This window comes from Cytobacillus sp. IB215316 (genome assembly GCF_033963865.1).
GTDB classification, from domain to species: Bacteria; Bacillota; Bacilli; order Bacillales; family SM2101; genus Nanhaiella; species Nanhaiella sioensis.
Map to the genome: position 1 here is coordinate 293,491 of NZ_JAXBMC010000002.1, position 25,135 is coordinate 318,625.

Genomic DNA, 25,135 nt, shown 5'->3' on the forward strand with positions numbered 1-25,135 from the left:
ATACGTAAAGAGGCTTACTCTGAATACCTGAGCTCGCCTCTTCTTTTCTAATATTCTATATTGCTACTAAAAGGAACCTTCCTCAATTTCAAAGCCTAGATCTTCGATCATTTGATGATCAATTGTCGCTGACTGCCCTTCTGTCGTTAGATAATCACCTACAAAGATTGAATTCGCTGCATACAATCCCATTACTTGAAGAGAACGTAAATTAATTTCTCTTCCACCTGACATTCTTATTTCTTTAGATGGATTTATCAAACGGAACAAGGCAAGAACTTTTAAACAAAAGCGTGGATTTAGTTCATCCATTTTTTCAAGCGGCGTTCCTTCAATAGCATTTAAGAAATTAACTGGTATTGAATCAGCATCAATATTACGAAGCTCTACAGCTATGTCATATAAATCGTTATGTGATTCTCCCATACCAATAATACATCCAGAACATGGTGAAATGCCGGCTCTTTTGACATTTTCCACGGTCTCAACTCGATCATCATATGTATGAGTTGTTGTTATTTTTTCATGATGCCCAGCACTAGTATTCAAATTATGGTTGTAACGGTCTACTCCCGCTTCCTTTAATTGGTCCACTTTATCATTAGAAACAATACCTAAGCAGGCACATATCTTTAGTGGCATATCTTCCTTAATTTCCTTTACCGCAGCAACTACTTGTTCTACTTCTTTATCTGTTGCACCACGTCCGCTCGCAACAATACAATATGTTCCTGCTTTTCGTGCCATAGCTTCACGAGCTCCACTTACAAGCGTATCCTTATCAAGAAGTGTATATTTTTCAACTGGTGCATTAGAAACAATAGATTGAGAGCAATAACCACAATCTTCTGGACATAACCCACTTTTAGCATTAATAATCATATTTAACTTCACTTTATTACCGTAAAAGTGCTTTCTAACTTTGTATGCTGACTGTAAAATAGGTAATAGTTCTTCATCTGGAGCCGATAGTACACTCAGTGCCTCGTCTCTCGTAATTAATTCCCCTGCTAACGATTTTTCTGCTAACTTATCCCATTGTGTAACATGAACTAGATTTTCCATATAATGTCCTCCTATTTACCCTTATCTTTTATGGTAATTAACATTTTTATAGACTTCATAAATGTATTGCTTTTGAGACTAAATTAGGATATTGACTATTAAATTTATACAAATGAGAAAAATGCCACAAACGCTTGATTTATGCGTGTTGATTTCTTAGTATAAAAAACAATGAACAGCCTTTTTTTATTAAGTAATTTACGCGTACGTCGAATGTTTGTAACCTTTTCTTCAAACGTAACAATTGAATGAATTTACTTCTGGCTTGATTATTTTAACTAATTACGAATTTATTGCATTTAATAAACTAGCAACCTTTATTTTTTCATTTACCATGTCCACAACTTGTTTTCGAGTGGCCCCCTCCATCCAAGGTATAACTCCTAGTACAGGAACATCAGTAAACTCTTCAATTAAAGCTGGGTTCGTTTCTTCAGCAATGCCGTATTCATCTTCTTTCAAACCATTAATAATAATACCTAAAACATGTAGCCCAGACCTTTTGGCAAATTCTATTGTTAGCAACGTATGGTTGACAGTACCTAGGTTGGGTCGTGCGACGATTAATAAGGGCAGACCAATCTCTTTTGCAACATCAGACACTAAATAGTTTTTGCCAAGAGGAACTGCCAAACCACCAGCACCTTCAATTAAAAAAGTACTATGTGTTTTTTTTACGCTATGCCATGCTGCAATTACATCATCGATCGATACATGTCTTCCTTCTCTCTTTGCCGCAACATACGGTGCAAGTGGCTCTTCGAATTGATAGGGATTAATTTCTTCTAATGAATTGCCATCAAGTGACATCTGCTTTAAAATTGCTGCGTCACTTTGTGGATCATCACGACTCATTCCACTAAGCATTGGCTTAAACACACCGACGTCTTGACCTTTATCTTTTAATACAGCTGCTAAAGCACCCGTAACAAAAGTTTTTCCTATTTCTGTATCTGTTCCCGTTACAAAAATACCGCTACTCATTAAATTGAGACCCCTCAGTAATGATATAAATTGCTTCTTTCATAATTGACATCATCGCTTGAAGATCATCATTAGTGCTCGCCAATGGTGGCATAAATACGACGACATCTCCTAGTGGTCTCGTAATCATTCCTAGCTCCCTCATTTTCAATGTTACGTTGTAGCCGATACGCTTTTCCCACTGAAATGGCTCTTTCGTTTGTTTGTCTTTTACAAGTTCAATTCCTGTCATCAAGCCCACTTGCCTAATATCCCCAACATGGTTTAACTCATAAAATTCTTCAAACATTTGATGGACATCTGCAGATTTCTTTTTAACATTGTCAACTATATTTTCACGCTCAAATAACTTGAGGTTCGCTAAAGCTACAGCACATCCTAATTGATTTCCTGTATAAGAATGACCATGAAAGAATGCTTTCATTTTCGTATAATCATCATAGAAAGCCTCATAAATTTTCTCGCTTGTCATCGTAATTGCTATAGGAAGATACCCCCCTGTCAGCCCTTTACCAGCTGTCATAATGTCTGGCACGACCCCTTCATGATTACAAGCAAACATCTCTCCAGTCCTACCGAAGCCAGTGGCAACTTCATCAGTAATGAGGAGTACATCATATAACTTACAAAGTTTTTCGACTCCTGCTAAGAATCCCTTTGGCATGTTAATCATGCCTCCAGCACCTTGCATCATTGGTTCTACTATTAAAGCAGCAATTTCGTTATGACGCTCTTCAAGTAGTAATTGCAGCTTGTGTAAGCATTCGTCACGACAAACATCAGCATTAGCAGATGGATGACGATATATGTATGGATACGGTGTTTTATAGCTGTCAAACATTAATGGTTTATACACTTTATGAAATATATCTATGTCGCCTACACTTACAGCACCAACAGTATCACCATGATATCCGTTGTTCATTGTAATAAACTTTTGCTTTGATGTTTTACCAATGTTTCTCCAATATTGGAAGGCCATTTTTAGAGCAATTTCAACTGATGTTGCACCACTATCTGAATAAAAAACTCTATCAAGTCCTGGAGGTGTTAGGTTGACGAGCTGTTCAGCAAGCTCCGTCGCTGGTACATTTGTCATTCCTAGTAAGGTTGAATGTGCTATTTTGTCTAGCTGCGCACGAATGGCATCATCTAGCTCTTTTTTTCTATGTCCATGAACATTTAACCATACAGAAGAAAAACCATCATAATAGACCTTTCCTTCAGTATCTTTTAACTTAACCCCCTCTCCACTTTCAATAATGAGAGGATCCCTTTCATAGTCTTTCATTTGTGTAAAAGGTAGCCACAAATGCTTTTTGCTTTTTTCAATTAATTGCTCATGATCATTCATTAAAAAAACCCACCCCTTTTGTTAACTAAAATTAAAATCAAGTTAACATATAGCTATTTTAATCTAACCATGTCGCAATAAATCTGTCAAGATTACTTACAATTATATGGAAGACAACATACGTTTATATCCTACGATTATTTAAACTGAACCCTTCCTAAAACGTTATTAGATAGTAAATTAACATTGACCAGCTGATATGTTCTATTGCTTTGAGGCTCATGTTAATAGTTGTGGTTTAGTAGAACATTTTTAGTATGATACAATTCAAAGTTTAAATAATTTCTAAAAATAGCATAAGCAGTAATTGTTCAAAAAAATGATTGCTAGTAGCTAAAAGAAGAGAGTGGTAAGGGTATGGTAATAAATGTATAAAGTACCATTTATAATAGTATCGTAGCCAGTTTTATGGCTTTATCTAAAAGAATAAGGGGGAAAAAGACATAATCATCCAAAAATGACCATCTATTGGATATAAATGTGCTTTAACACGTTTACACAGCTACTAGTAGAAAAGGAAGAATCGCACCTCCCCCTTGTGGATTGGTGTTGAAATGGTCGCAACTGATTTTCTCAGACGTTTTCTTTTCCATAACGAAAAAATTAGCCAATTTTTCATCATATTTTAGGCAGGGAATTCTTGAAATAAATGTAATAATTTCATCCTCATTTTTTTAAAAAACATGCATTGTATGACGGTTAATTAAATCAAACCGTTTCATAAATTATTTGACATACTTCATGAAATTGATATAAACACCCTAGGACAGAGATACATACTAACAAAAATATTTGGCATATAATATAACATCTCCTTTCATTTTAAGACCTTCCTAAATTTTTTTCATATTTTTCTGGGGAGGTCTTTTTATTTGTTCATCAAATTAGTTAAGGAATTTCTTTTTGATTTCTGGTGTAGGTAACATACATTCTGTTCTACGCCCAAACCATTTATAGCGGTTTTTTGCTACCCAATCGTAAACATAATCACGAATTGGTACAGGTATGATCCTACACAGATAGAACACCTTCCATAAACCCGGCAAATATTTAGACACTTGAAGTGCTGCAGTTGATTTTACATAAAAGTTATTCCCATCTATAAAAACGAAGCTATCAACATTGGTTGGAATTTGATATGTGACTAACAATTCCTTTGCAGCTTCTGATTGCATAGCAGTAAAACGCAATGCATCCCTCTTATCTCTCTTTAGTAAAAACTGGACAGCTCCGTTACATAAATTGCAAACCCCATCAAAAATAATAATCGGAGTGGTGTTGTCATTATTCATTATTCATCATCACTCTCCACCTAGTTGTTTATTATGTTGAACTTATTATTCTTCTGATTAGATAACGGGATCTTTCTCAAATGGTAAGTTCTATCAGCAAATAAAATTTAATGCTTAATTCCAAGAATCTCATCCTTCTTGAATCAATTCATTTAACAGATTGTTTTCACTATGGTTGTTATGTACTTCGTATTGAAATAAGCAATAAGAGAACTAGCTCATAATGGCATTTTTTACAGATAATTGTTTAATTTTTTTTAAGTACTTTTCGTAAACTTTATTGGTATTTTCAAAATGGGCATTATGATGAGTATTAATAGAGCTCCATAATTTTAAGAGAGACCTGATGTCACGAACGCTAGTTGTATACGTGCTAATACGTTAGAACAAAAGCAACAATCAATACGAAAACCACCTTAAAATAACTCCTATCGAAAAAAGGATGAATATCTACAATACATACTTTATACATTAAATGTAATATATGTCCATACACTAAATAATACTTCTACAACTTAGACTGATGATTGTGGATGATTTATTTAAATATGGAGGGAAAAATTGTGACGAAGAATACGGTAAGCTTGATCGTTACTATTGTTGTTGTAATTATCATTGTTATTTTACTTAGATAATGCTTAAACATAATGTATTATCATTCGATTTATATACGAAATTAATAACACCTATAATATATATACTCATAAAACGTAAAAAAGGGTATTCCTTAAGTCGATTATTAACGACTTGGATGCCCCTTTTTATTTATATACTTTGTCAATATTCTTCTGTACTTAAAACCTTCTCAGTAATAGTATCTTTCGCTATCGTTTACTTAATTCAGAAATGATGTTTTGGGCATCGACATATTCTTTATACATATTGTTTACAATCGTATCTACTGATTCAACAGCTTTAATTGACCCTACACCATGACCTGACGACCAAATATCCTTCCATGCTTTTTTATCAGATTGTGGATTATTAAAGTCAACACTTGCTTTTGCTGCTAGTTTATCTGGATCGAGACCTGCTAATTTAATACTAGGTGCTAGCATATTTGCAGGGATACCTGTAAATGCGTCCGTACAAATTATATCCTCACATGAAGAGGAGACTAACATGCCCTTATAATCTTCTGTCGCCATGCTTTCGTTAGCGGAAATAAACCTTGTCCCCATATAAGCCAGATCAGCTCCAAGAACCTGTGATGCTAAAATTGCCCGCCCATTAGAAATTGATCCTGCTAGTACTAAAATACCATCAAAAAATTCACGAACCGCTTGAACAAAAGCGAATCCAGATATTGCGCCAGTATGTCCTCCAGCACCAGAGCTTACAAGTACAAGTCCATCCACATTAAGAGAAGCTGCTTTCTTAGCATGTTTTATAGAGTTAACATCTGCAAAAACTTTACCTCCATATGAATGAACAGCTTCAATAACTGCAGCTGGATTACCAAGCGCCGTTATAACTATTTGTGGTTTATATGTTTTTATTAATTGTAATTCTTGATGCAAGCGTTCGTATGTCGAATGAACAACTAAGTTCGCTGCCCAAGGCGCAACTTTTTTATTAGGATTTGCAGTCTTATAGTCACTTAACTCCATCGTAATGGTAGCCATCCATTTATCTAATATGTCAATTGTACGAGCATTAGGTGCTGGAAATGATCCAATTATTCCTGCTTTACACTGTGCTAAAACTAACTCAGGTCCAGAAACTAAAAACATAGGCGCACCAATTACTGGTAGTTTTAGTTTTGAGCTAATTTCGTTAGGTAATTTCATTTTAATCACTCCTTTATCATTTACTTACTTGTAAGTAAATTTGTTATTATTCAGAAGATTAACATAATTATTATTATTGTGCAATTATTAGTTCTTCATATTAAAGAATCTATAATGTTTTTATTCACTACAATTAAAATTAGACCAGTGAGATATTCGAATGGTAATTAGGTCGTAATTGTGCTAAATTGGACAAATGCCATGAAAATTTCTGTCCCATTTTTAGTAATCTCATGTACAATAGGAATAAAAGTATTTTTCAATAGATTTTGGGCAAATGGGTTGTGGATAAGCTTGCATACTTCGTAAATTGCCCTTTTAAAGTTATTAAATTTTACAGTTCTTCACGAAACACCTGAGAAGAGAAATTATAAAGAAGGATGAGAAATTTGAAAAGAGGATCAAAAGACGTAACTCCTGAAAAAATTATAGATGTAGCAAAAGAATTATTCTTTCGAAATGGATATAAAACCACTAGTTTAAAAGAAGTAGCTGATGCTCTCAATGTGACTCGACCAGCCATTTATCATTATTTTAAAAGTAAAGATGAAATTATTTTTTCAATTATTGATAAGGTTACTTGGAAAATTACTGATTTTGCAAAAATCACCTTAGCAAGAGAAGATATAAAGGATCATGAAAAATTTCATCTGCTCGTGAAACAACATATTTTATTAATCTTGGAAAACAAAATGGACATTGGTTTGTTTTTTGATGAAAAAAAGAATTTATCAAATGATTTAATTAATAACTCATTACAGCATATACGTTTGTATTATAAACATGCTACTGAACTATATAAAAATGCTGTAGCATCAGGTGATTTCGTAGATATCCCACCGTCTATCGCAGTTCAAACGATTTTCGGATCATGTAATTGGGCTTATCAATGGTACGATGCTAACGGTCACCTTTCAAAAGAAGAAATAGCAGAAATGATGTCTTCATTGCTATTAACCGGTTATAGAAGTAAATAAAAATATGAAGGAGTCGGGCAATGAACAAATCGATACTAATGGCTCTCATTTTCGTTTTGATTTCCACTTTCATTTGGAATGATAGTGTATTTGCTCAAATTGATAAAATTGAAAATGCGAAAATCATAAACTTAAATAGTGAAATTGAAACGATTCATGAATTAGATGGGTCAGTATACTATTATTCATTTTCAATTGAACAACATGGAAAATTCATACTGGAACTACTAACTGAGACAGAAATATTAGATACATATACAATCCTAGATCAGAATAAAGAAGAAATACTATCAAACTCTGCACCCTCAACGTGGATTTTAGGATTACCTAAGGGCTCATATTATTTAGCAGTTTCTACAAAACAAAATCCAGCTACAAATGCCGAATCATTTACTTTACAAATTAATTTTGAGATAGACAAATATTTCAAAAACTCTTTAGGGACAAATGAAATAGCAAGCGCAACACCAATTGCATTAAATACAACCTATCAAGGTTTTCATTATGCAGACGAGAATGACTACTTCACATTTCAACTCACTCAAAAGGAACGAGTTGGTATAAAAGGAACTTACGCTAATGCAACCTTGTATGATTCTTTAACTTTTAAATTACTAGACGAAGAAAACAATATTATCAATTATACTTTAGCTACACCTGAAGGCGGCTTTTTTGAAGCTGAATTAAGCGAAGGAACATATGTTATTGATGTGTGGGGATCTTCTCCAGAAGGATATTATGACCTTGAGGTAACAACAAGTGATTTTAAGGACTTAGCTTTAAATCATTGGGCAGTAAAGGAAGTTCAATTTTTATCAGATTTTAATATTATTAAAGGCTATCAAAATGGCAACTTTGGTCCTGATGATGAGGTTAGACGTGGACAGGCAGCACTTATGTTCGTAAGAGCTCTGAATCTTGACTTGGATAACCGTCCTAATCCAGGGTTTGAAGATATAACAGCTGATCATATTTATTACAAAGAAATCGCAGCAGTTGTTGATGAAGGGATCTTCCCTAAGGGAGAGAAATTCAATGCTTTCGATCCACTGAAACGAAGTGATATGGCCTTTGCTCTAGTAAATGCTTATGATTTACAAGGCACTTTTAACGGGGACATTGTTGATGTTGATAAGGCAGAGCCAAATTACCTCTATATCAATACATTAGCTGCTAATCAAGTCACTAACTTATATAGTGATGGCACATTTAAACCAGAAAGTGTAGTCAATAGAGCACAGTTTTCAGTGTTTTTTGCTAGAATACTTGACGAAAGATTTAAGTAAGAAAATGATTAAACATGAACTTGTAAAGGTCCAAACTACATTTCGGTCATAAATTTGTGAAGGAATGTTACATTAGCAACAACCTCCTGAAAACAGCAGTTTGCACAGAAAAAGCATTTAATGAAAAAGATAACATTTTTCATTGGATGCTTTATTTTTTAGAGGTCCGATCGGACACAGCCTCTTACTTATCTATGCCTTTCTCTACTTTAATTTTTAATACCATGACAAAAGTCTCTTCTTGGATCATTTCGTCAATTCCAGCCTGAGTATAGTAGTCATAGGGACGTAAAATGGTTTCATCATTATGCCGGAAGAATGCTAATACTCTTGTTTCGCCCGATTGTAATCGAATCGTATCTTCTAAAAAAGCATTAATAGAATTGACTAGCACCTGTAGAAAAATATGAATCATTTACTTCAAGGGCTTGTGGTCTCTGCATTGTCGCTGGAGAATATAGAAAGAACAAATCTTGATCTGCGGATTCAATCATACCAAACCCCATTGAGCCTGTAGAAGTATTACGTGGATCCCTCCCATAGGATAACTGTATTAACGGAGAAGCTTTTAGCTTTTATCTTTTCTCCATCCTCATATCCTTCAAGCCAAATATTAACCCAGCTTTGATCTGCATCCGGAAGTTCAAGTTCAAACTCAAGTAACCAACCTAGATTTAGCTCCATCAAGATTTTCTGATGAGATGAATCTGAATCTTCTTTTTTCGAAATATATGCGACATAGTCAATATTTTCCTCAATTGTTGTTTTCTTTGAACATGAAGTTACAGCCATTAAAGATAGAATTAGTAATATTCCAAAGATTTTTCGAGCATTCACACGCCTATCACCTCTTAAGAAATTAACATCAAGTTATTCATTTTATTAAATGTACTATTCCATGCTTATTATTATGGCTATTTATTTCACATCAATTTTATGCTTTAATGTAGTATAAGCAAAATATATACAGGTATTTTCATCCTATTATAAAACACGTGTAACGTTCTTCGCAGAAAATTCACCAATACTTTTCTATAAAAAAAGCGCCTCATACCCTACACTTAGCAAAGTGAAAGCTTGAGACACTTTTATCAAAAATCCTTAATGGTAACTTTTCTTCTCGCTAACCACCTGGACAGTACCCCATGCTTGGGTGATAAGAAAAATGTAATAGCAAAGATAATCCCAGCAGAAGTTGCCATTGCTCCAGCGATTGATACATTCCATAAGACGGCTGCATAGTAGCCAAGCACAGCAGCTAGTACACCAATTAGAGCACTTATGACGAGCATGATACTAAGCCTTTCTGTTAATAAATAGGCTGTTGCTCCAGGGACGATGAGCATCGCAACAACAAGAATCGCCCCTACACTATCAAAGGATGCAACAGTTGAAATCGATACCATCCCCATAAGTAAATAGTGTATAAACATAACTGGAATTCCTAATGCTAACGCCATTTCTGGATCGAAGGAAGCTATTTTTATTTCCTTATAAAATAAAATAATCAAAATGAGGTTTATGACAAATACAGAACCTAACATCCATACTGCCTTTGGACCTAAATTGTAACCCGCGATTTCAATTGTATCCCATGGTATAAATGTGATCTCACCCATCAATGCATGATCAACATCTAGATGCACATTATCAGCGTATAATGAGAGTAGAATGACGCCGACTGCAAACAGCGAAGTAAAAACAACACCAATTGCTGCATCTGATTGTACTCCACTTGAATCAAGAAGCTGAACAAAAAAAGCAGTAAGTAAGCCTACTATAACAGCCCCTATTAGCATATTTATTCCGTCTAAGCTATTGCTTATTAAATAAGCTCCAACAATCCCTAATAAAACTGTGTGACTAATTGCATCTGCAAGCATAGCCATTTTACGCAATATTAAAAAACATCCGATCATGCCACAAGTAATACCTACAAGTGAACCTGTAATTATTATCCAAGCTGCATAACTCATGAGCTTGCCCCTCCATGTCCTTTTACCTTTTGTCGATGCGTTTCTGTTGATGTAGGGCTAAAAACAGTGTGTAAGCTGCCTTCCGAACTAGGCACTAGCTTTGGTTGCCTTCCGTATTGAATTAATAATTGCTTCAACTCGTCAACTACATTTTTCGGTAAATCTAATATTGATGAATGATTATCATGCTTTACATGTAATGCTGCAAATTTCATCTCGTGCATTAAATAAATTTCCATTAATCTATGTTTCAATACTACATTATAAGCTTCATATAAACCTTTTTCGGTTAAACGCCATGTAAGATTAGGTTCTTTTTTCACAATACCTTCTTTTGAAAATTGTAATAATACTTTGTTTAACTGTCGACTCGATAGAGGTCGTTTTTTGTTAATCTCTCTTTCTTCAATTGCACGGAGATAATGCCTATTGTCAGAATTAATCATTTCTTCAGCAAAATCATATAAAGATAGTAATATATTTTCCTTCGCTACGAATTTTCTAAGCTTTAGCAAACGAATTCCTTTCATTAATAAGCCGCGATTTGGTGCAAAAATCATTGAAACAAGAAAGATGATAGTTGCCGCGACGATAATTAACGGACCTGTAGGCATACCTGTTGTTGTCGTACTAATTAAAGTACCTAATATACCTGAAACTGCACCTATTGCTCCAGAAATAATGACCATGTAATCAAGCCTCTCTGTCCAATAACGCGCAGCTATGGCAGGTGTAATAAGCATAGCTGCCATGAGGACAACTCCAACTGCTTGTAAACCAATGACAACTGCCCCAACTATTAGTACCATGAGTAATGCATTTAAAATACCTGTTGGTAATCCAATCCCCTTTGCAAACTGAGGGTCAAATGTTAGAAGCTTAAATTCTTTAAACAATAGTAATGTAATAACGAGCATCGTTATAGCTACACCAGATATAACTTTTACATCCGTACCTATAAGCGATGCAGCCTGCCCAAAGATAAAGTCGTCTAAACCGCTTTGATTCCCTGAACTGTTTTGTGCAATAAATGTTAATAAGACAATTCCAAAACCAAAAAACACAGATAGAATTAAGCCAATCGCCGTATCTTCCTTAATTCTCGAAAAGGATATAATAGACTGTATAAAATAAGTTGCTATTAAGCCTGAAATTGCTGCACCAATTAGAAATAACACAATTGACTTTGAACCGTAAAGTAAAAAAGCTATACATATCCCAGGTAAAGCAGCATGTGCCATCGCATCCCCTAGTAAGCTCTGCTTTCGAAGTAATGCAAAGCTCCCTAACACACCGCTAGCTATCCCTAATAAAACGGTTCCTATTAACACCCATTGAGTATTTGCATCTGATAACGTGCTAATGAGTGTAGCCCACATAATATTTCACTCCTATTGTTCAACTAATGCATTTCCGTGTTCAAGAAATGCCAATCGTCCACCATATGTTTTTTGTAAATTATCAATAGTAAACACTTCTTCTGTAGGACCAATTGCGATTTTCCTCATGTTTAAAAGCAGCACCCAATCAAAATATTCCTTTACTGTTTGTAAATCATGATGTACAACGAGCACTGTTTTTCCTTGTGATTTTAATTCTGTCAATAAAGCAATGATTGCTTTTTCAGTAGCTGCGTCGACTCCAACAAAAGGTTCATCCATAAAATAGACTGTTGCATCTTGTGCCAAAGCTCTTGCAAGAAACACACGTTGCTGTTGTCCACCTGATAACTGACTAATTTGTCTATTAGCAAATTCCTTCATCCCAACTTTATCTAGACAAGAAAGAGCAAACTCTACATCCTTCTTATGCGGCCTGCGAAACCATCCAACGTGACCGTATCTCCCCATTAAAACTACATCTAATGCATTTGTTGGGAAATCCCAATCAACAGAGCCTCTTTGTGGTACGTACCCTACAAGCTTTCGTTGAGCTTTATACGACTTTTTATAAATTTGAACATCTCCACTTGCCTTAGGAATTAACCCCAGTATTGCTTTAATCAACGTCGACTTCCCAGCTCCATTAGGACCGATTACACCTATAAGCTTTCCCTCTGGAACAGTGAAGCTCACTTCTTGTAATACGGGCTTGCGATGATATGCAACTGTGACATTTTCTACTTGTACTGGATTCATCATTTATACTCCTTTACACATTATTTCAACGCTGAAACAATCGTATCAATATTATGCATATACATTCCTTCATACGTACCTTCTTCAGTTCCTTGTTCCCCCATTGCATCTGAATACAATGATCCCCCAATTATTACTTCATGTTCTTGTTCTTTTGCACCTTCAACGACAGCATTAATTGATTTTTCAGAAATACTACTCTCAATAAATACTGCTTTAATTTTTCTATCAACTAATAAATCTACTAAATTTTGAACATCTTTTAGCCCATACTCTGAATCAGTACTTAACCCTTGTAAACCCATTACCTCAATACCATATGCATCGCCAAAATAGCCAAATGCATCATGAGCTGTAACGAGAACACGACTTTCTTCAGGTATTTGAGCGAGCTGTTCTTCAGCGTATGCCCTTATTTCTTTTAAAGTGTCAATATACTTTTCAGCATTGGCATGATAAATATCAGCATGCTCAGGGTCCAATTGAGCTAACCCCTCACTAACGGCTTTTACAGAATATGCCCAAAGGTCAGTATCAAACCAAACATGCGGGTCTATAGCTTTTGTATCTCCAGGTTTTGCTAACAGCATATCTTCTGGAACTGTCTCACTTACAGCATACGTAGGCTTTTCAGCTCTCATTTTTTCAAATATTTCGTTCATTTTTCCTTCTAAATGTAGTCCGTTATAAAAAATAATATCTGCTTCACTTAATTTCTTAATATCCCCTTGAGAAGCTTGAAATAAATGGGGATCTATCCCAGGCCCCATAAGTGGTGTTACTTCCACATACTCACCGCCTACATTTTCAACAATATCTGCGATTTGACCGATTGTCGTCGTAACCGTAATAAGGCTATCTGATTTATTAGTTTGTGATGTATCATCACTACATCCAGTAGCTAAGATGATAAAAGTTAACAAACTAGTAAGCAATAACATTAGTTTTTTCTTCATATTAAACCCTCCGCTTTATCTGTTTTTGATTAACGCTATTTTATTGGACTAGTGCAACTTTTGAACAAAAAAATAATGTTCTTTAGCTACTTTTGTATACTATGCCAATAATATAGGAAGTTTAAAATACATTTTTCATTACCGCCAATTAAATAGTCAAAGACAATTGTTTTTCCCTAAGGAAACTTTATCAAAAGATATGCCCATTTGTCAATAATGAAATTCATTATTAATCAATGAACAACATATATTCATCTGTATCAAGGATAATGCTAGGTCTTCATATCTGTATCGTATGATTATAGCAAGTTAATGGCTATATGTACTAGAAAAAACAATTTTAATAAATTTCATGTCTATAATTCTACATCTCTCATTAATTTATTATTATTACTAATTTAACCTTGTTGTTTCTAATAACCGTTTTCGTATTCGATTGTTGTTCCCAAATAGGTACTTAGCGTACAAAACTAAATGAGGGCATTTTTCTCTTATGTACAATGCAAAACGAAGATTTAAATACAATTTCTAACACTGATATTTGGTAACAATAGCAATAATCGTTGTAATATAGTCGTTTTATTTCTAGTCCTCAAATCCGTTTAACCTCGTCCTAATTTAAGGGTGAGATCAATAGTTGTTTCATTATAGGAATAATCAAGATTATAGAAATAGCATCATAAAGTTGTTAAAATTATGTTAATCAGAAAATAGCGCTTGTTTGTTAAATAGCATTTAATTAGTAAACAGAACTCAACTTGTGTTTTTGGGGTACTCAATTAGTAGTAACCTTTTACTCAAAATATTCGGAAATAGTTAATTGTTTTCTTTAAGACTCTTTGCTATAAGATTGTTATTTTTATGTAAGTTCTCTATTTTGTATAATTTGGTAAAACAATATCAAGGAGTGTGTTGATATGTTAAAAAGAAAAATTTTAACATTGATTTTTGCTTCATTGTTATCTATTTCACTTATCGCTTTTTGGTATGTATTCACAGATGGAGAAGAACTGATAGCTTTTTTTCCATTAGCGCTTTGGATTAGTTTAATTGCAATTCCTGTAATATTAATTTATGGGCTTCCTGTATCATTTTTGTCAGAAAAATTAACTAAACAATTTACAAATAACAAACGAATATTTTGGGCTCTTGTTATCCACGTGGTCTTTGGTTTCGGATTTGTATTTATCGTTGGGCTAATATTTGAGACAGAAATGTTAATATGGGATTTCATCCAATTCTGGCGAAAGTATGAAGTGTTTTTATTCCCCTCGTTAGTCACTTCTATATGTTTTTGGGGAGTAGATGAAGTAATCAGATTTTTCTCATTAATAAAAGATACAAAATAACATTTTCGTATCATTATTTATATTTGAGGTCTTTTTTAAGCACTCCTTAAGATCTCAACTGTAAAATGGCTCGATTTTTGACACAATGAATAAGCACTTGTTCTACTCGTTTAATTCATAACTACTTTCCTTTACCACGGGAAGGTCCATTTTCTCCTCTTAATTTGTTACAGTTTTCCCAATTTTTAAAGCAACCAATCTATAAAAAGTAAAACGTAGTTCCAATTATTCATTTCTGAAAAACGGGAACTACTCTACTCAATAATCATTGTGTTGAATAAAATTGTAAGTTAATGTGTTTTACAAGGAACTGTCATCCCATCAATAATCAATTCCCCCATACACATATCATCTGGCCCTTGCACTTTACATGTCGCTTCTACTTTCGTTACGTTTTCAAAGGAAAAAAGTTTGTTAAAACTAACTGTATCTAGCGTTACGGTTTGTACTATACCGTTTGTAGTAAAATTTACGTCTAATTCTCCTCCTTGTACTACATTGCCGACCAAATTGAAACAGACTTCACCATGAAGGTCTACTGCCCTACCATCGTAAATTTGAGCTGTTTGGCCTTGTTGCAGCATGTACATTATAACAGCATCTTCCACGATTAACTGACACGGACAATCACACTTATTTTCTTTTTGAATCGAACTTCCACAACAAGAACTAACTTTCTTATATTGACTCATCATTTAACCTCCAAATTCACAGATTAATATGATATCTTATGTCTATATTCATAACTTGACTGGGTGTATGATGCGTCAATACTTTTTTCATGTTTTATCATTGAACACAGTTTTTAATATGTTTACTTAATAAGAGTCACAATAATCCACAATACAATTACGCGATTACAAGGTATAATAAGACCCCTTAATACTCTAATTTATCCTCGTTTTTCTGAGTCGGATAATTCATCCCATTTCTTTTTAAATTCCTCAGTATCACTTTTTTCTAATTTGCGAACCATGTTTATGAAAAGATGAACTGCTCCTACATTTATAAATACTCTTTATTAATTTCCTTTGATCGTTTTGCAGCTGTTTTGACTGCTTGCTTAATTGCCTTGCCCCCGCCAAATTTTTGTAACGCATCTAACCCAGCTTGTGTTGTTCCATTTGGAGATGTTACATTTTCTCTTAATTTTGTTGGAGATTCGTCTCGTTCCATAATCATTTTGGAAGCACCTAGCATTGTTTGAACACTAATTTTTCGTGCTGTTTCTTCTTCTATACCCCCGTCAACTGCTGCTCGTTCAATTTGTTCTATTAAATAGTAAAAATAAGCTGGACCACTGCCGGCAATTCCAGTAAATAGATCCATTTTCTCTTCCTCAATAAAGTAAACTTCACCAAAGCACTCTAATATTTGCTTTACTATCATTACTTTGTCCATTTCAACATTAGATCCAGTAGACACCCCTGTTGCCGATTCTCTTACCATACTAGAAGTATTTGGCATTACTCTTATTACTTGCTGTCCTTCATTTAATCGTTCCTCTATAAAAGCAGTTGTGATACCTGCCATTACTGATAAAATAACTTGATTCGGCTTTATTTTATTCTTTAAAAATGTTAGAGCTGATTCCGCATCTTTTGGCTTCATAGCTAAAACAAAAAAATCTATTTCAGAAAAATTGATATCATCCTTTGTATCTCCACGAATCCCGTATCTATCCTCAAGTGTGCGTAGTCTTTCCATATTACTTTGATTACTTACAATGATATGGCTATTTGGAATCTTCTTTGTATAAATCAGCCCTGATATCATAGCTTCCGCCATTGAACCAGCGCCTAAAAATGCAACCTTTTCGTTTTGTAACATCTACTCTTACCACTCCAGTTTTTATTAAAAATGTTTATTTTAGGTCTCTTTCAAAAGATACAGTTAATAGTCTACAGAACTACTTAAGTTTGAGAAAACACCATTTACACGCCTCACTAGCAACCTCATTGAATTGAATACGATCATTAATACTCATATGAGCGATTCTTACAATTGCTAGCAAATCCTTCAACATCCTACCAAACATATATTGTAAACGCTCTATATCACCTATATGCCATATAAATGTTTTAAATTTCTATATAAATTAAGGTTCTTTTCGTAAACTTTGTTGCTATATAGATAAAAACGTCGTTTTACTCAACAGTCATCGTTTTATAAAAGTAAAGATGCCCCGAAACCAAGTTGTATACGTGTTTATTTTTTTGTATAAAAACTGTCTAAACTAAAAAGCAGACCATCAAAATTTAAAGTCTACCAATGATATTTCTTTTTATTAACAATTCAAAAGAATTTACGGAATGAAAAAGCCATTCCTATATGGAACGGCTACTTTTATAAAACCATTAAAAAGCTCTGTTACGGAGTAAATCACATTAAATCTGTGTATTTAATTAAGCTCACTCCTTTATATAGTTTATATTTCACCAGCCATTTTCAAAATAGCTTCAATAATTGCATCAGGTTGGTCAAACATCATATTGTGACCGCTATTCGGAACTAAAATAAGCTCACTAATATTTGATAAATCGGTTTGTTGTTTTTGAGCATCTTTCCATTGCTGATCAATAATATTCGCCTCTTCTTCTGAAAATCCTAATCCGATTGTACCTAATATCATTTCTCTATCTATATCACTTGGTGTAATAATTAGTAGGGGCTTATCATCTAGGTGTTGAGTATCCTTCAATAGCTTCTCTAATGATCTTAATTGTTTGAATTCTTCATCGGTTATTTTGAAAAAATCAGAGTCGTATTGAACATTGACCTGCTTTTCTGCTGAAAGGTAATCGGGAATTGCATCGCCAAGCATTGCCTCCCCAAATAGGCGTATAATTCCAAATTGAGATAATATACGATACACTGTTTGATCTTGTGACTCAAAATACACATCATTAAATGTTGTAGCTTTTTCTGTAAAATATTCATTTCGTGCATCAACAAGAATTAAGCCTGAAACCTTTTCAGGATATTTATCTGCAAAGAGACGAGAATAAAGCCCTCCAAGTGAATGACCCACTAATATTACTGGGGTATCAATATTAGAATATTCAATAATTTCACTTAAATCATCTATCGTCGTATCGATATTGTATCCATTAGGATGTGGCTCACTCCACCCAAGCCCTGCTCGGTCATAAGTAATTACTTCAGTATGCTTTGATAGCTCTTTCTGGACGTATGACCAATCATAGGACCATGAACCAGCTCCTGCTTCAATCACAATAGATGGTAGATTCGTTTTTTTCCCTTGAATATTCACATGTATTTGTCTATCTCCTACATCAACCATTTCTCCATCTGGAGGAAAGTTGTTTTTAACATTTTTGTAACTCGTATATTCATACAAAAAACCTGCTACCAATGTAAGTAGAATGATAGTAATTAAAGTTATACCTACTAATTTTAACTTTCTAAATGTTTTAGTAGCATTCCTATATTTAATTTCCAAATTTATTACATCTCCCTTAACTAAGCAACTATTTTATAGCTTATTATGCCTCTTATTTCATAACTTTTCTGAACCACTATTTGTATCACTATCCGTTAGAAAATCTCCTATGTACAGTTGCAAAAATACTAATAAGTAATTGTCGCCTTGTTACACTCTTCTTTCGATGGCTAATATTTTTTTCTTCGAACAGAATCATAAAGTTTCAAATCACCATAATCCTTTTAAGAAATAATCGTTCCTACCCTTTCTTTTAGTAAGGCTCTTTTCGTAAACTTTGTTGCTATTATTATCAATTAAATAAAAAAAAAGTGGTTATTATATTGTTAGTCATCGTTGTACTGAAGAAAAAATGCCACGAACTCTAGTTGTGTACTGTTCTATTTCTTAATACGAAAAACAACAATCAATGCGAAAACAGCCTTTAGTAATTTGCTATCCACCTTTTCACCTCTTTTATATTATTGTTAATAATTATCTATTCTAGAATCTTCCATATATCCCTGCATTAATAGTTATCATACTTCACAATGTAATTTGGGAATATTTTGCCCTTCTGCTTTGTTATCCAATGATGCAGCTACATACTATGGCTAGGATAGACAAAAGTGGCTATAAAGCGTTAATAAAATTACAATATTAAAAAGCCCAATCTCTCAGTATTAAAAATGAGAAAATGGACTTTTTTCGTTCTAAAGAAAAAGTTTAGTTATTTCTGGTTGACGTATTAATATGTATTATTTTTATGGAAGTTACAATAAGAACATTACTATTTCCACTCTATCAAGAATGCATTATCTATATAGAATTGATATAGCGATAGCAAATTTTTAAAAAATAACTGACCCTAACAATTAGATTGTTATTTGCCACCTATCTAGTAACAATATAGTTATACAGTGCGCAAACAATAATGTATCGTGTAGAAAACAAATCCATATTTTGAAGGTAGGTCACTCTGGTATCTTTCTTAGATATTTCTAATTTAAAACTTATATCCTTCAAATACTTTTAATCCCTCTTCATTTAATATTTTCTCTACCACTACTGGTTTTTGAGGACTTTTATCAAATACTTCTTTGCATGATATCATAATGTTACTACCTGCTATTTTTGCTAATTGATCATGAGATACACTGTATACTAATTTTCCGAGATTCGACCAAACCATAGCTCCAGAGCACATTACGCAAGGTTCACAACTGGTATATAGACTATATTGACTTAGGTCAAAAATATTATGTTTAGAACAAAATTTTCTAATAAGTCCAATTTCAGCATGGTGAGTAGGATCACACAAAGTATTAATTTTGTTTTCCCCAATCATCACTACTTCATCACCTTTTACTAATATAGCTCCAAAAGGTTCATTTCCTGCCGTTCTAGCTTGAAAAGCGATATCCAGTGCTTGTTTCATAAAATAATCATCATTTTTCGTCAATTTATTAAACCTCCATCCAAATGATTAGAACAACTTATTTTCTATTATGGTTAACAACTCCAATTTTTACTTAAGATTTATTAAAAGATTATGTAAAGTAACTAAGGGTTCACTCTAAGGTTAGAAATAAATAGTTCTTCAAGCTCTTATCTTGTCAAAAATTTCACTCACATGACTTCCTGATGTAGGGTTTGTGTACTATGATACCTTTTATTAAATACCCATACATCATAAATATCATTATTAACATCCTAGGTCCTTTACAAAAAAAGCTCTTCATTAAGGGCCATTTCGTAAAAAGCGGAATGTTAGTTCATTCCTTCCATTTTGCTAATACTCAATTATCAATCCATTTAGTTACGGTAAAAGAAATTTTTCGTATTTGGGTCGTGCTCTAAATATCCTCCATAACGTCAAACTAATAGACCATAATCAAACGTTCTACTAAAAAACCAAATATCGTAATAATTTATTCTTTCTCATAGAACTTTAAGGTTCTTCATTATCCAGTTTTCATCCTCATTAAATATTGGGCTATTATCTATACCTAAATATAAGTATGCTTCATTGGAAACAGTGTATTACTTCTTGTCCCCATATGTATCACTAAAATGAAAAAGAGGCTTACTTTTTTTCATTTTAGCACTATATAGATGAGGTTTGTCAGTCATTTCTGTTTATAAATTCTTTTAAGCTATTAGTCTAAAAGTAGCCAAGATAGTATTACATTCTTGTGCACGATAATTGAATGTCATTATATTTTTCAACACTGTCAAAATATAAATATAGTAATCTCCTATCCTATGACAAAGAAACCATTAAACATAATATAAATGCAATACTTGATAAAGGTGTCATTACATATCTTTCTTTTTTACTCTTGGATATTAGATTTTTTATCGTATTTAAGCCAAGATAAACTGTTATTACCCAAACTAAAATATTTGTAGGTAAAAAATTAAAGATATTTAAAAAGTTAGTATGCTGTAAAAAAACAACTCCCATAAACAAAAGAATGATAGCATTGATGAAACTTATAATACGTAATTTTATAGGTAAAACTTTATAAAATCCACCCATCGCAAATTCGCCTAACGGTACGCCTAGTGCAAGTAACACTTGAAAAACAGCAATAAAAGCAAACATTATAGCAACAATAATGGATAATACGTAGAAAATATCCCCGTCCATAAAATTCGCCTCCTCCAAATATTATACTTCCTATAATACTCAGATTCTTCAACTGGCAGACTAAAATAATACAAATTCCAGTAACAATTCAGCTTATTAAGTTGGATCGACACTTTTTGAAAAGAAAGGACACGTCTTTTACAGACACCATCCATAGTATTGAGTACCATTTAATTATTACACACAACACAACTTGTGTTTACTTCCACCCAATTTAACAATAACGTTTTTATACAAAAAAACGAGGATATAATTTTAATTTTTATAAAAGGAATCATCAAATATTAACAATTTACACAACCATTCATATTCCATAAATTCCAGCTTTATAAGAGTGCTGTTATATCAACGTTTGTATAAATTGATTGGTTCTAGCTGCTATTATGTAAACTAGATTTGAATTTAATATTCATTAATATACAAAAGAAGAAAAAAACTCACGCCTAAAGAAAAGACATGAGTCGTATGTGTGTGATTTAATTCTCAGCTTACTAAATAGTAACTTGGATTTCTGATTCAGGAATTGCCATCCCGTTTTGACGTATTACAAATTCTACTGATTGACCTGATTGCAACATTACCTGTGTTGAAAATGAAAGCTGATAATTGTTGCCTGTGTTTCCTATAAAAATTACGCCACCAGGACCATTTACGGAGGCTGTTCCAGCGAATACGCCTGGATTGTTATAATTCATGATAACACCATTTGTAGCAAGCCTAGGGGCACCATTATCCGATAAAAAACCATAATTTGCACCATCTAACTGTATTACTGAGAAGTTGAAAAATTGAAACATGGGGGTTCCCATAACATTCCTGACTTCCACATCAAAAGGAAAAGGTATAGGTGCTCCAGTTGGTAATTCGAAGCCTACACACTGCTTAACGGTAGTAATTAAACTAGTTGATCCAGGTGGTCCTGGAGGTCCTGGAGGTCCTGGAGGTCCTGGTTTTCCAGGAGGTCCCTGTGGTCCTTGAGGTGGTGGTGGAACTACCCTACATTTACATTCCTTGTCCTCACCATACATCTTTTTCACCTCCAATATATTATTCTATTTATTTTTATGATATTTTTTAATATTTGCTTGGACTAGCGTTTATAGTTAGTCACAACTTTAAACATTGTCATAAAAAATATAACAAGTTCTTTAGATATATTTTTCACAACACCCCCTCTGTTCCAGGTTCTTTGAACAGAGGTTACTAATTTTCATACTCCTAAAAGGAGCAAAGGGTGCTTCGCTTCAGTATACCGCAAAGTAGATTCCTGATTATGTAAAATAGAAAAGTTCCAATTCTTCATTACTGAAGTACTGGAACTAATCGACTCAGTAATCCTTGAGTCTTAAAAAGTGTTTTTTGACCTATCACATTAATACAAGTTTAAATTCAATACTTACATAACATAAAGTACACCCTTTATTATCACTCTTCCCTCCCTGGTTGGTTCATTCCTCTTTTCGTGACCATACGGGAGGGCTAATATTTTTCTGGATGTTCACTTTTTGTTTGTATCTATTTCTGGACGGTTGACATTTAGGTCTCCAATTTCAATTATTAATGATCTTTCTATTAACAAAAGTAATGGAAAAAAGAAAAATCCCGCTAACACTAAAAAAATCTTTTTTATGATACTTTATGTCATCTCTCCCTGTTGATTCGACTGTTACACGTTTTTTCTATTGTGCTTAATTAATAATTCTATTTTTACAATTAAATTAATTCTCCTGATTTTTTAACCGTTTTCATTTTATTTTTCACACTCAAAAGAATAACTACTTGTTATGTACTCGTGTATCTCTAGTACCACTTCTCCACCAGATTCATAGCACTTTGAAGTCAGTAAACTTATTTCCTTACTATTAAAATAACCAAATGAAATAATTAGAAAAGATACTACCAATATGAGAATTACTAGTATTATTAATAACCCTATAATGTGTCTGCTATGTAAAATTGACATGTTACATCCCTCTTTTACGATAAAATAATGGATCAATATTTTTGTTTATTGAAGCGGTAAGCGGTAATTCATGCGTTTACCAATACACCTTTAATGGCTTATCTTGTATGTTGGCATCACCATGTTTTCTAAGATTTTTTATAAACATAATATCACCATTGTTTCATAAAAAGTATCACCCTAACTAACTTTTTTCATATCTATATAGAAAGTATACTCGACGAGAAAGAGGCGGTTTTTTGACGACAACGGTAATTGATGTCAAAACACATAACGTAATTACTACTATACCTGTTGGAGATAATGTCGTATCTGCCCAACCTATCTTTACTCCTGATGGAAAACTGGCTTATATAGCTAATAATGATGTAGAAACTGTTTCTGTCATTGATGTGAAAACACATAGTGTAATTGCTACTGTTCAGGTTGGAGAAAATCCAGAACTTGTCGACTTTACACCCGATGGAAAACTGGCTTATGTAATCAATGAGGGCGCGGACTCTGTTTCAGTCATTGATGTGAAAACACATAGTGTGATTGCTACTGTACAGGTTGGAAGAGATCCTAGAGATGTCAACTTCACTCCCGATGGAAAACTGGCTTATGTAGCTAACTTAGGCGGGGACTCTGTTTCTGTCATTGATGTCAAAACTCACAGCGTGATTGCAACTATAACTGTGAAGAACGGTCCAAGAACTGTCACCTTTACACCTGATGGAAAACTCATTTTTGTGACTAACCGTCGAGAAGATCCTGGGCTTATTTCAGTCATTGATGTGAATACGCATAGGGTGATTGCTACTGTACAGGTTGGAGGAGACCCTAGAGATTTAGTCTTCACGCCCGATGGAAAACTGGCTTATGTAACAAGCAGGGATGAAAACTCTGTTTCAGTCATTGATGTAAAAAACCAAAGTGTAATTGCTACTGTGCTAGTGGGAGAAGAACCTAGAACTGTCACCCTAACACCCGACGGTAAACTTGCTTATGTGGCCAATAGAGATGATGATCCTGGCTCTGTGTCTGTCATTGATGTGAAAACACATAGTGTGATTGCTAATGTACAGGTTGGAGAAGAACCAGGTGTTATCGCTTTCACACCCGACGGTAAACTTGCTTATGTAACCAATCGTGACGATGATCCAGCCACTGTGTCTGTCATTGATGTAACAACGCATAGTATGATTACTACTATTCAGGTTGGAGAAAATCCAGGAGTTGTCGCCTTTACTCCCGATGGAAAACTGGCTTATGTAGTTGAGGGCTCCTCTTAATTAAATGCTCTTGATGTTTGTTAAAATAATAAACAAAATAATACTTATAACTAAATCATTCACGTCTTCATCCACAAGGTCTTAGCTAATTCTTATAGCACGTGTTGGCTGCTTTTCCTAAGTATAGAATTTTAAAAATCCCACTTCTGTAACGAAGATGGGATTTCATTATTTTTCAGTATATTTACAGAAGAAATCCAACCTTCTCATTTGATACAATAAGAATCAATTCTTTGCAGTTCATTTTTGTCATTAAAAATATACACATCACAGGCTGAAACAAAAGATAATTGTTCACCATTACGAATAAATTCAGCTGTTCCATTCACTGCAACGCAATTTTTTTCAGAAATTACATTTAATGTAGTGAATTTAGTGGTAATCGTTTTGAAATAATTTGAAGTTTGCTTGCATTCTTCTATTACAGCCTCCCTACCTACCAAGGTTTTGTCACCTACGATATTCCATTCGATTATTTTTGCTAGAAATGGAAAAGTAGGCTCAAAATTACCATTAGAAAACGACTCTGCAATTTGTTTTTGTGTGAGAACATGACTTTCTGAAGCCATAGTTCAATTCCTCCTTTAATAATTAGTTTAGCTAACAGATGTCTTACCACTATTTGCTGTATTAAAT

22 protein-coding genes are annotated in these 25,135 nt (G+C 33.7%); 4 read left to right on the forward strand and 18 right to left on the reverse strand.

Going from position 1 to position 25,135, the window contains the following annotated elements:
- Positions 1–66: 66 nt before the first annotated feature.
- The 5 genes from bioB to SLH48_RS05730 all read right to left on the reverse strand — a co-directional run bounded on the left by bioB (position 67) and on the right by SLH48_RS05730 (position 6,485).
- Positions 67–1,065, reverse strand: a complete 999-nt coding sequence (bioB, locus tag SLH48_RS05710; protein WP_214482275.1) for a biotin synthase BioB — start codon at positions 1,063–1,065, stop codon at positions 67–69.
- A gap of 282 nt (positions 1,066–1,347) precedes the next feature.
- Positions 1,348–2,049: a dethiobiotin synthase gene (bioD, locus tag SLH48_RS05715; protein ID WP_320257344.1), complete on the reverse strand. Its 702-nt coding sequence runs from the start codon at positions 2,047–2,049 to the stop codon at positions 1,348–1,350.
- Positions 2,042–3,403 carry an adenosylmethionine--8-amino-7-oxononanoate transaminase gene (gene bioA / locus SLH48_RS05720; RefSeq protein WP_320257345.1) on the reverse strand — a complete coding sequence of 454 codons (1,362 nt, stop codon included), beginning with the start codon at positions 3,401–3,403 and terminating at the stop codon, positions 2,042–2,044. Before bioA ends, bioD begins: the two co-directional genes overlap by 8 nt.
- 884 nt (positions 3,404–4,287) lie before the next feature.
- Positions 4,288–4,695 (reverse strand): thiol-disulfide oxidoreductase DCC family protein, encoded by a 408-nt coding sequence (locus tag SLH48_RS05725; protein WP_320257346.1) that lies wholly within the window; start codon positions 4,693–4,695, stop codon positions 4,288–4,290.
- Between the two features lie 824 nt (positions 4,696–5,519).
- Positions 5,520–6,485 carry a nitronate monooxygenase gene (locus SLH48_RS05730; RefSeq protein ID WP_320257347.1) on the reverse strand — a complete coding sequence of 322 codons (966 nt, stop codon included), beginning with the start codon at positions 6,483–6,485 and terminating at the stop codon, positions 5,520–5,522.
- Between the two features lie 389 nt (positions 6,486–6,874).
- Between SLH48_RS05730 and SLH48_RS05735 the strand changes: the two genes are divergently transcribed.
- Both SLH48_RS05735 and SLH48_RS05740 read left to right on the forward strand, forming a co-directional pair.
- Positions 6,875–7,462, forward strand: coding sequence for a TetR/AcrR family transcriptional regulator (locus tag SLH48_RS05735; protein WP_320257348.1), 588 nt, complete (start codon positions 6,875–6,877; stop codon positions 7,460–7,462).
- A gap of 20 nt (positions 7,463–7,482) precedes the next feature.
- Positions 7,483–8,748 carry an S-layer homology domain-containing protein gene (locus tag SLH48_RS05740; protein ID WP_320257349.1) on the forward strand — a complete coding sequence of 422 codons (1,266 nt, stop codon included), beginning with the start codon at positions 7,483–7,485 and terminating at the stop codon, positions 8,746–8,748.
- A 184-nt stretch (positions 8,749–8,932) separates the two neighbouring features.
- On the opposite strand, the gene SLH48_RS05745 is transcribed toward SLH48_RS05740, so the two are convergent.
- From SLH48_RS05745 to SLH48_RS05770, 6 genes are all read right to left on the reverse strand, one after another.
- Entirely contained in the window at positions 8,933–9,163 is a 231-nt protein-coding gene (locus SLH48_RS05745; protein ID WP_320257350.1) for a hypothetical protein, read from the reverse strand.
- Positions 9,164–9,270: 107 nt separating this feature from the next.
- The gene (locus SLH48_RS05750) at positions 9,271–9,585 is read right to left on the reverse strand and encodes a hypothetical protein (RefSeq protein WP_320257351.1); all 315 of its coding nucleotides are present in this window, start codon (positions 9,583–9,585) and stop codon (positions 9,271–9,273) included.
- Positions 9,586–9,839: 254 nt separating this feature from the next.
- A complete protein-coding gene (locus SLH48_RS05755) occupies positions 9,840–10,724 on the reverse strand; it encodes a metal ABC transporter permease (RefSeq protein ID WP_320257352.1) in 885 nt (294 codons plus the stop codon).
- A complete protein-coding gene (locus tag SLH48_RS05760; RefSeq protein ID WP_320257353.1) occupies positions 10,721–12,103 on the reverse strand; it encodes an iron chelate uptake ABC transporter family permease subunit in 1,383 nt (460 codons plus the stop codon). Before SLH48_RS05760 ends, SLH48_RS05755 begins: the two co-directional genes overlap by 4 nt.
- Before the next feature lie 12 nt (positions 12,104–12,115).
- A complete protein-coding gene (locus SLH48_RS05765) occupies positions 12,116–12,862 on the reverse strand; it encodes a metal ABC transporter ATP-binding protein (protein WP_320257354.1) in 747 nt (248 codons plus the stop codon).
- Between the two features lie 20 nt (positions 12,863–12,882).
- Positions 12,883–13,818 carry a metal ABC transporter solute-binding protein, Zn/Mn family gene (locus tag SLH48_RS05770; protein ID WP_320257355.1) on the reverse strand — a complete coding sequence of 312 codons (936 nt, stop codon included), beginning with the start codon at positions 13,816–13,818 and terminating at the stop codon, positions 12,883–12,885.
- A gap of 917 nt (positions 13,819–14,735) precedes the next feature.
- On the opposite strand from SLH48_RS05770, the gene SLH48_RS05775 reads away from it, so the two are divergent.
- Positions 14,736–15,167 (forward strand): hypothetical protein, encoded by a 432-nt coding sequence (locus SLH48_RS05775; protein ID WP_320257356.1) that lies wholly within the window; start codon positions 14,736–14,738, stop codon positions 15,165–15,167.
- A gap of 290 nt (positions 15,168–15,457) precedes the next feature.
- On the opposite strand, the gene SLH48_RS05780 is transcribed toward SLH48_RS05775, so the two are convergent.
- From SLH48_RS05780 to SLH48_RS05805, 6 genes are all read right to left on the reverse strand, one after another.
- Complete coding sequence (locus tag SLH48_RS05780; RefSeq protein WP_320257357.1) at positions 15,458–15,859, reverse strand: hypothetical protein; 402 nt, start codon at positions 15,857–15,859, stop codon at positions 15,458–15,460.
- Between the two features lie 313 nt (positions 15,860–16,172).
- Positions 16,173–16,997 (reverse strand): pyrroline-5-carboxylate reductase, encoded by an 825-nt coding sequence (proC, locus tag SLH48_RS05785; RefSeq protein ID WP_320257358.1) that lies wholly within the window; start codon positions 16,995–16,997, stop codon positions 16,173–16,175.
- A 598-nt stretch (positions 16,998–17,595) separates the two neighbouring features.
- Positions 17,596–18,630: an alpha/beta hydrolase gene (locus tag SLH48_RS05790; protein ID WP_320257359.1), complete on the reverse strand. Its 1,035-nt coding sequence runs from the start codon at positions 18,628–18,630 to the stop codon at positions 17,596–17,598.
- Between the two features lie 985 nt (positions 18,631–19,615).
- Positions 19,616–20,071: a nucleoside deaminase gene (locus tag SLH48_RS05795; RefSeq protein WP_320257360.1), complete on the reverse strand. Its 456-nt coding sequence runs from the start codon at positions 20,069–20,071 to the stop codon at positions 19,616–19,618.
- Between the two features lie 801 nt (positions 20,072–20,872).
- Positions 20,873–21,262 (reverse strand): hypothetical protein, encoded by a 390-nt coding sequence (locus SLH48_RS05800; protein ID WP_320257361.1) that lies wholly within the window; start codon positions 21,260–21,262, stop codon positions 20,873–20,875.
- Positions 21,263–21,753: 491 nt separating this feature from the next.
- Positions 21,754–22,290, reverse strand: coding sequence for a hypothetical protein (locus tag SLH48_RS05805; RefSeq protein ID WP_320257362.1), 537 nt, complete (start codon positions 22,288–22,290; stop codon positions 21,754–21,756).
- A gap of 1,174 nt (positions 22,291–23,464) precedes the next feature.
- Between SLH48_RS05805 and SLH48_RS05810 the strand changes: the two genes are divergently transcribed.
- Positions 23,465–24,499, forward strand: coding sequence for a beta-propeller fold lactonase family protein (locus tag SLH48_RS05810; protein WP_320257363.1), 1,035 nt, complete (start codon positions 23,465–23,467; stop codon positions 24,497–24,499).
- Positions 24,500–24,705: 206 nt separating this feature from the next.
- Here the strand turns inward: SLH48_RS05810 and SLH48_RS05815 are convergent, their stop codons facing one another.
- Complete coding sequence (locus tag SLH48_RS05815) at positions 24,706–25,068, reverse strand: hypothetical protein (protein WP_320257364.1); 363 nt, start codon at positions 25,066–25,068, stop codon at positions 24,706–24,708.
- Between the last annotated feature and the right edge of the window lie 67 nt (positions 25,069–25,135).

Bases quoted from the DNA above. Each gene is read 5' to 3' on its own strand.
- bioB (WP_214482275.1), bottom strand. From the start codon at position 1,065: ATGGAAAATCTAGTTCATGTTACACAATGGGATAAGTTAGCAGAAAAA.
- SLH48_RS05780 (WP_320257357.1), bottom strand. From the start codon at position 15,859: ATGAGTCAATATAAGAAAGTTAGTTCTTGTTGTGGAAGTTCGATTCAA.
- SLH48_RS05760 (WP_320257353.1), bottom strand. From the start codon at position 12,103: ATGTGGGCTACACTCATTAGCACGTTATCAGATGCAAATACTCAATGG.
- SLH48_RS05770 (WP_320257355.1), bottom strand. From the start codon at position 13,818: ATGAAGAAAAAACTAATGTTATTGCTTACTAGTTTGTTAACTTTTATC.
- SLH48_RS05730 (WP_320257347.1), bottom strand. From the start codon at position 6,485: ATGAAATTACCTAACGAAATTAGCTCAAAACTAAAACTACCAGTAATT.
- SLH48_RS05725 (WP_320257346.1), bottom strand. From the start codon at position 4,695: ATGAATAATGACAACACCACTCCGATTATTATTTTTGATGGGGTTTGC.
- bioA (WP_320257345.1), bottom strand. From the start codon at position 3,403: ATGAATGATCATGAGCAATTAATTGAAAAAAGCAAAAAGCATTTGTGG.
- proC (WP_320257358.1), bottom strand. From the start codon at position 16,997: ATGTTACAAAACGAAAAGGTTGCATTTTTAGGCGCTGGTTCAATGGCG.
- SLH48_RS05805 (WP_320257362.1), bottom strand. From the start codon at position 22,290: ATGTATGGTGAGGACAAGGAATGTAAATGTAGGGTAGTTCCACCACCA.
- SLH48_RS05755 (WP_320257352.1), bottom strand. From the start codon at position 10,724: ATGAGTTATGCAGCTTGGATAATAATTACAGGTTCACTTGTAGGTATT.
- SLH48_RS05765 (WP_320257354.1), bottom strand. From the start codon at position 12,862: ATGAATCCAGTACAAGTAGAAAATGTCACAGTTGCATATCATCGCAAG.
- SLH48_RS05775 (WP_320257356.1), top strand. From the start codon at position 14,736: ATGTTAAAAAGAAAAATTTTAACATTGATTTTTGCTTCATTGTTATCT.
- bioD (WP_320257344.1), bottom strand. From the start codon at position 2,049: ATGAGTAGCGGTATTTTTGTAACGGGAACAGATACAGAAATAGGAAAA.
- SLH48_RS05745 (WP_320257350.1), bottom strand. From the start codon at position 9,163: ATGATTCATATTTTTCTACAGGTGCTAGTCAATTCTATTAATGCTTTT.
- SLH48_RS05815 (WP_320257364.1), bottom strand. From the start codon at position 25,068: ATGGCTTCAGAAAGTCATGTTCTCACACAAAAACAAATTGCAGAGTCG.
- SLH48_RS05800 (WP_320257361.1), bottom strand. From the start codon at position 21,262: ATGGACGGGGATATTTTCTACGTATTATCCATTATTGTTGCTATAATG.
- SLH48_RS05740 (WP_320257349.1), top strand. From the start codon at position 7,483: ATGAACAAATCGATACTAATGGCTCTCATTTTCGTTTTGATTTCCACT.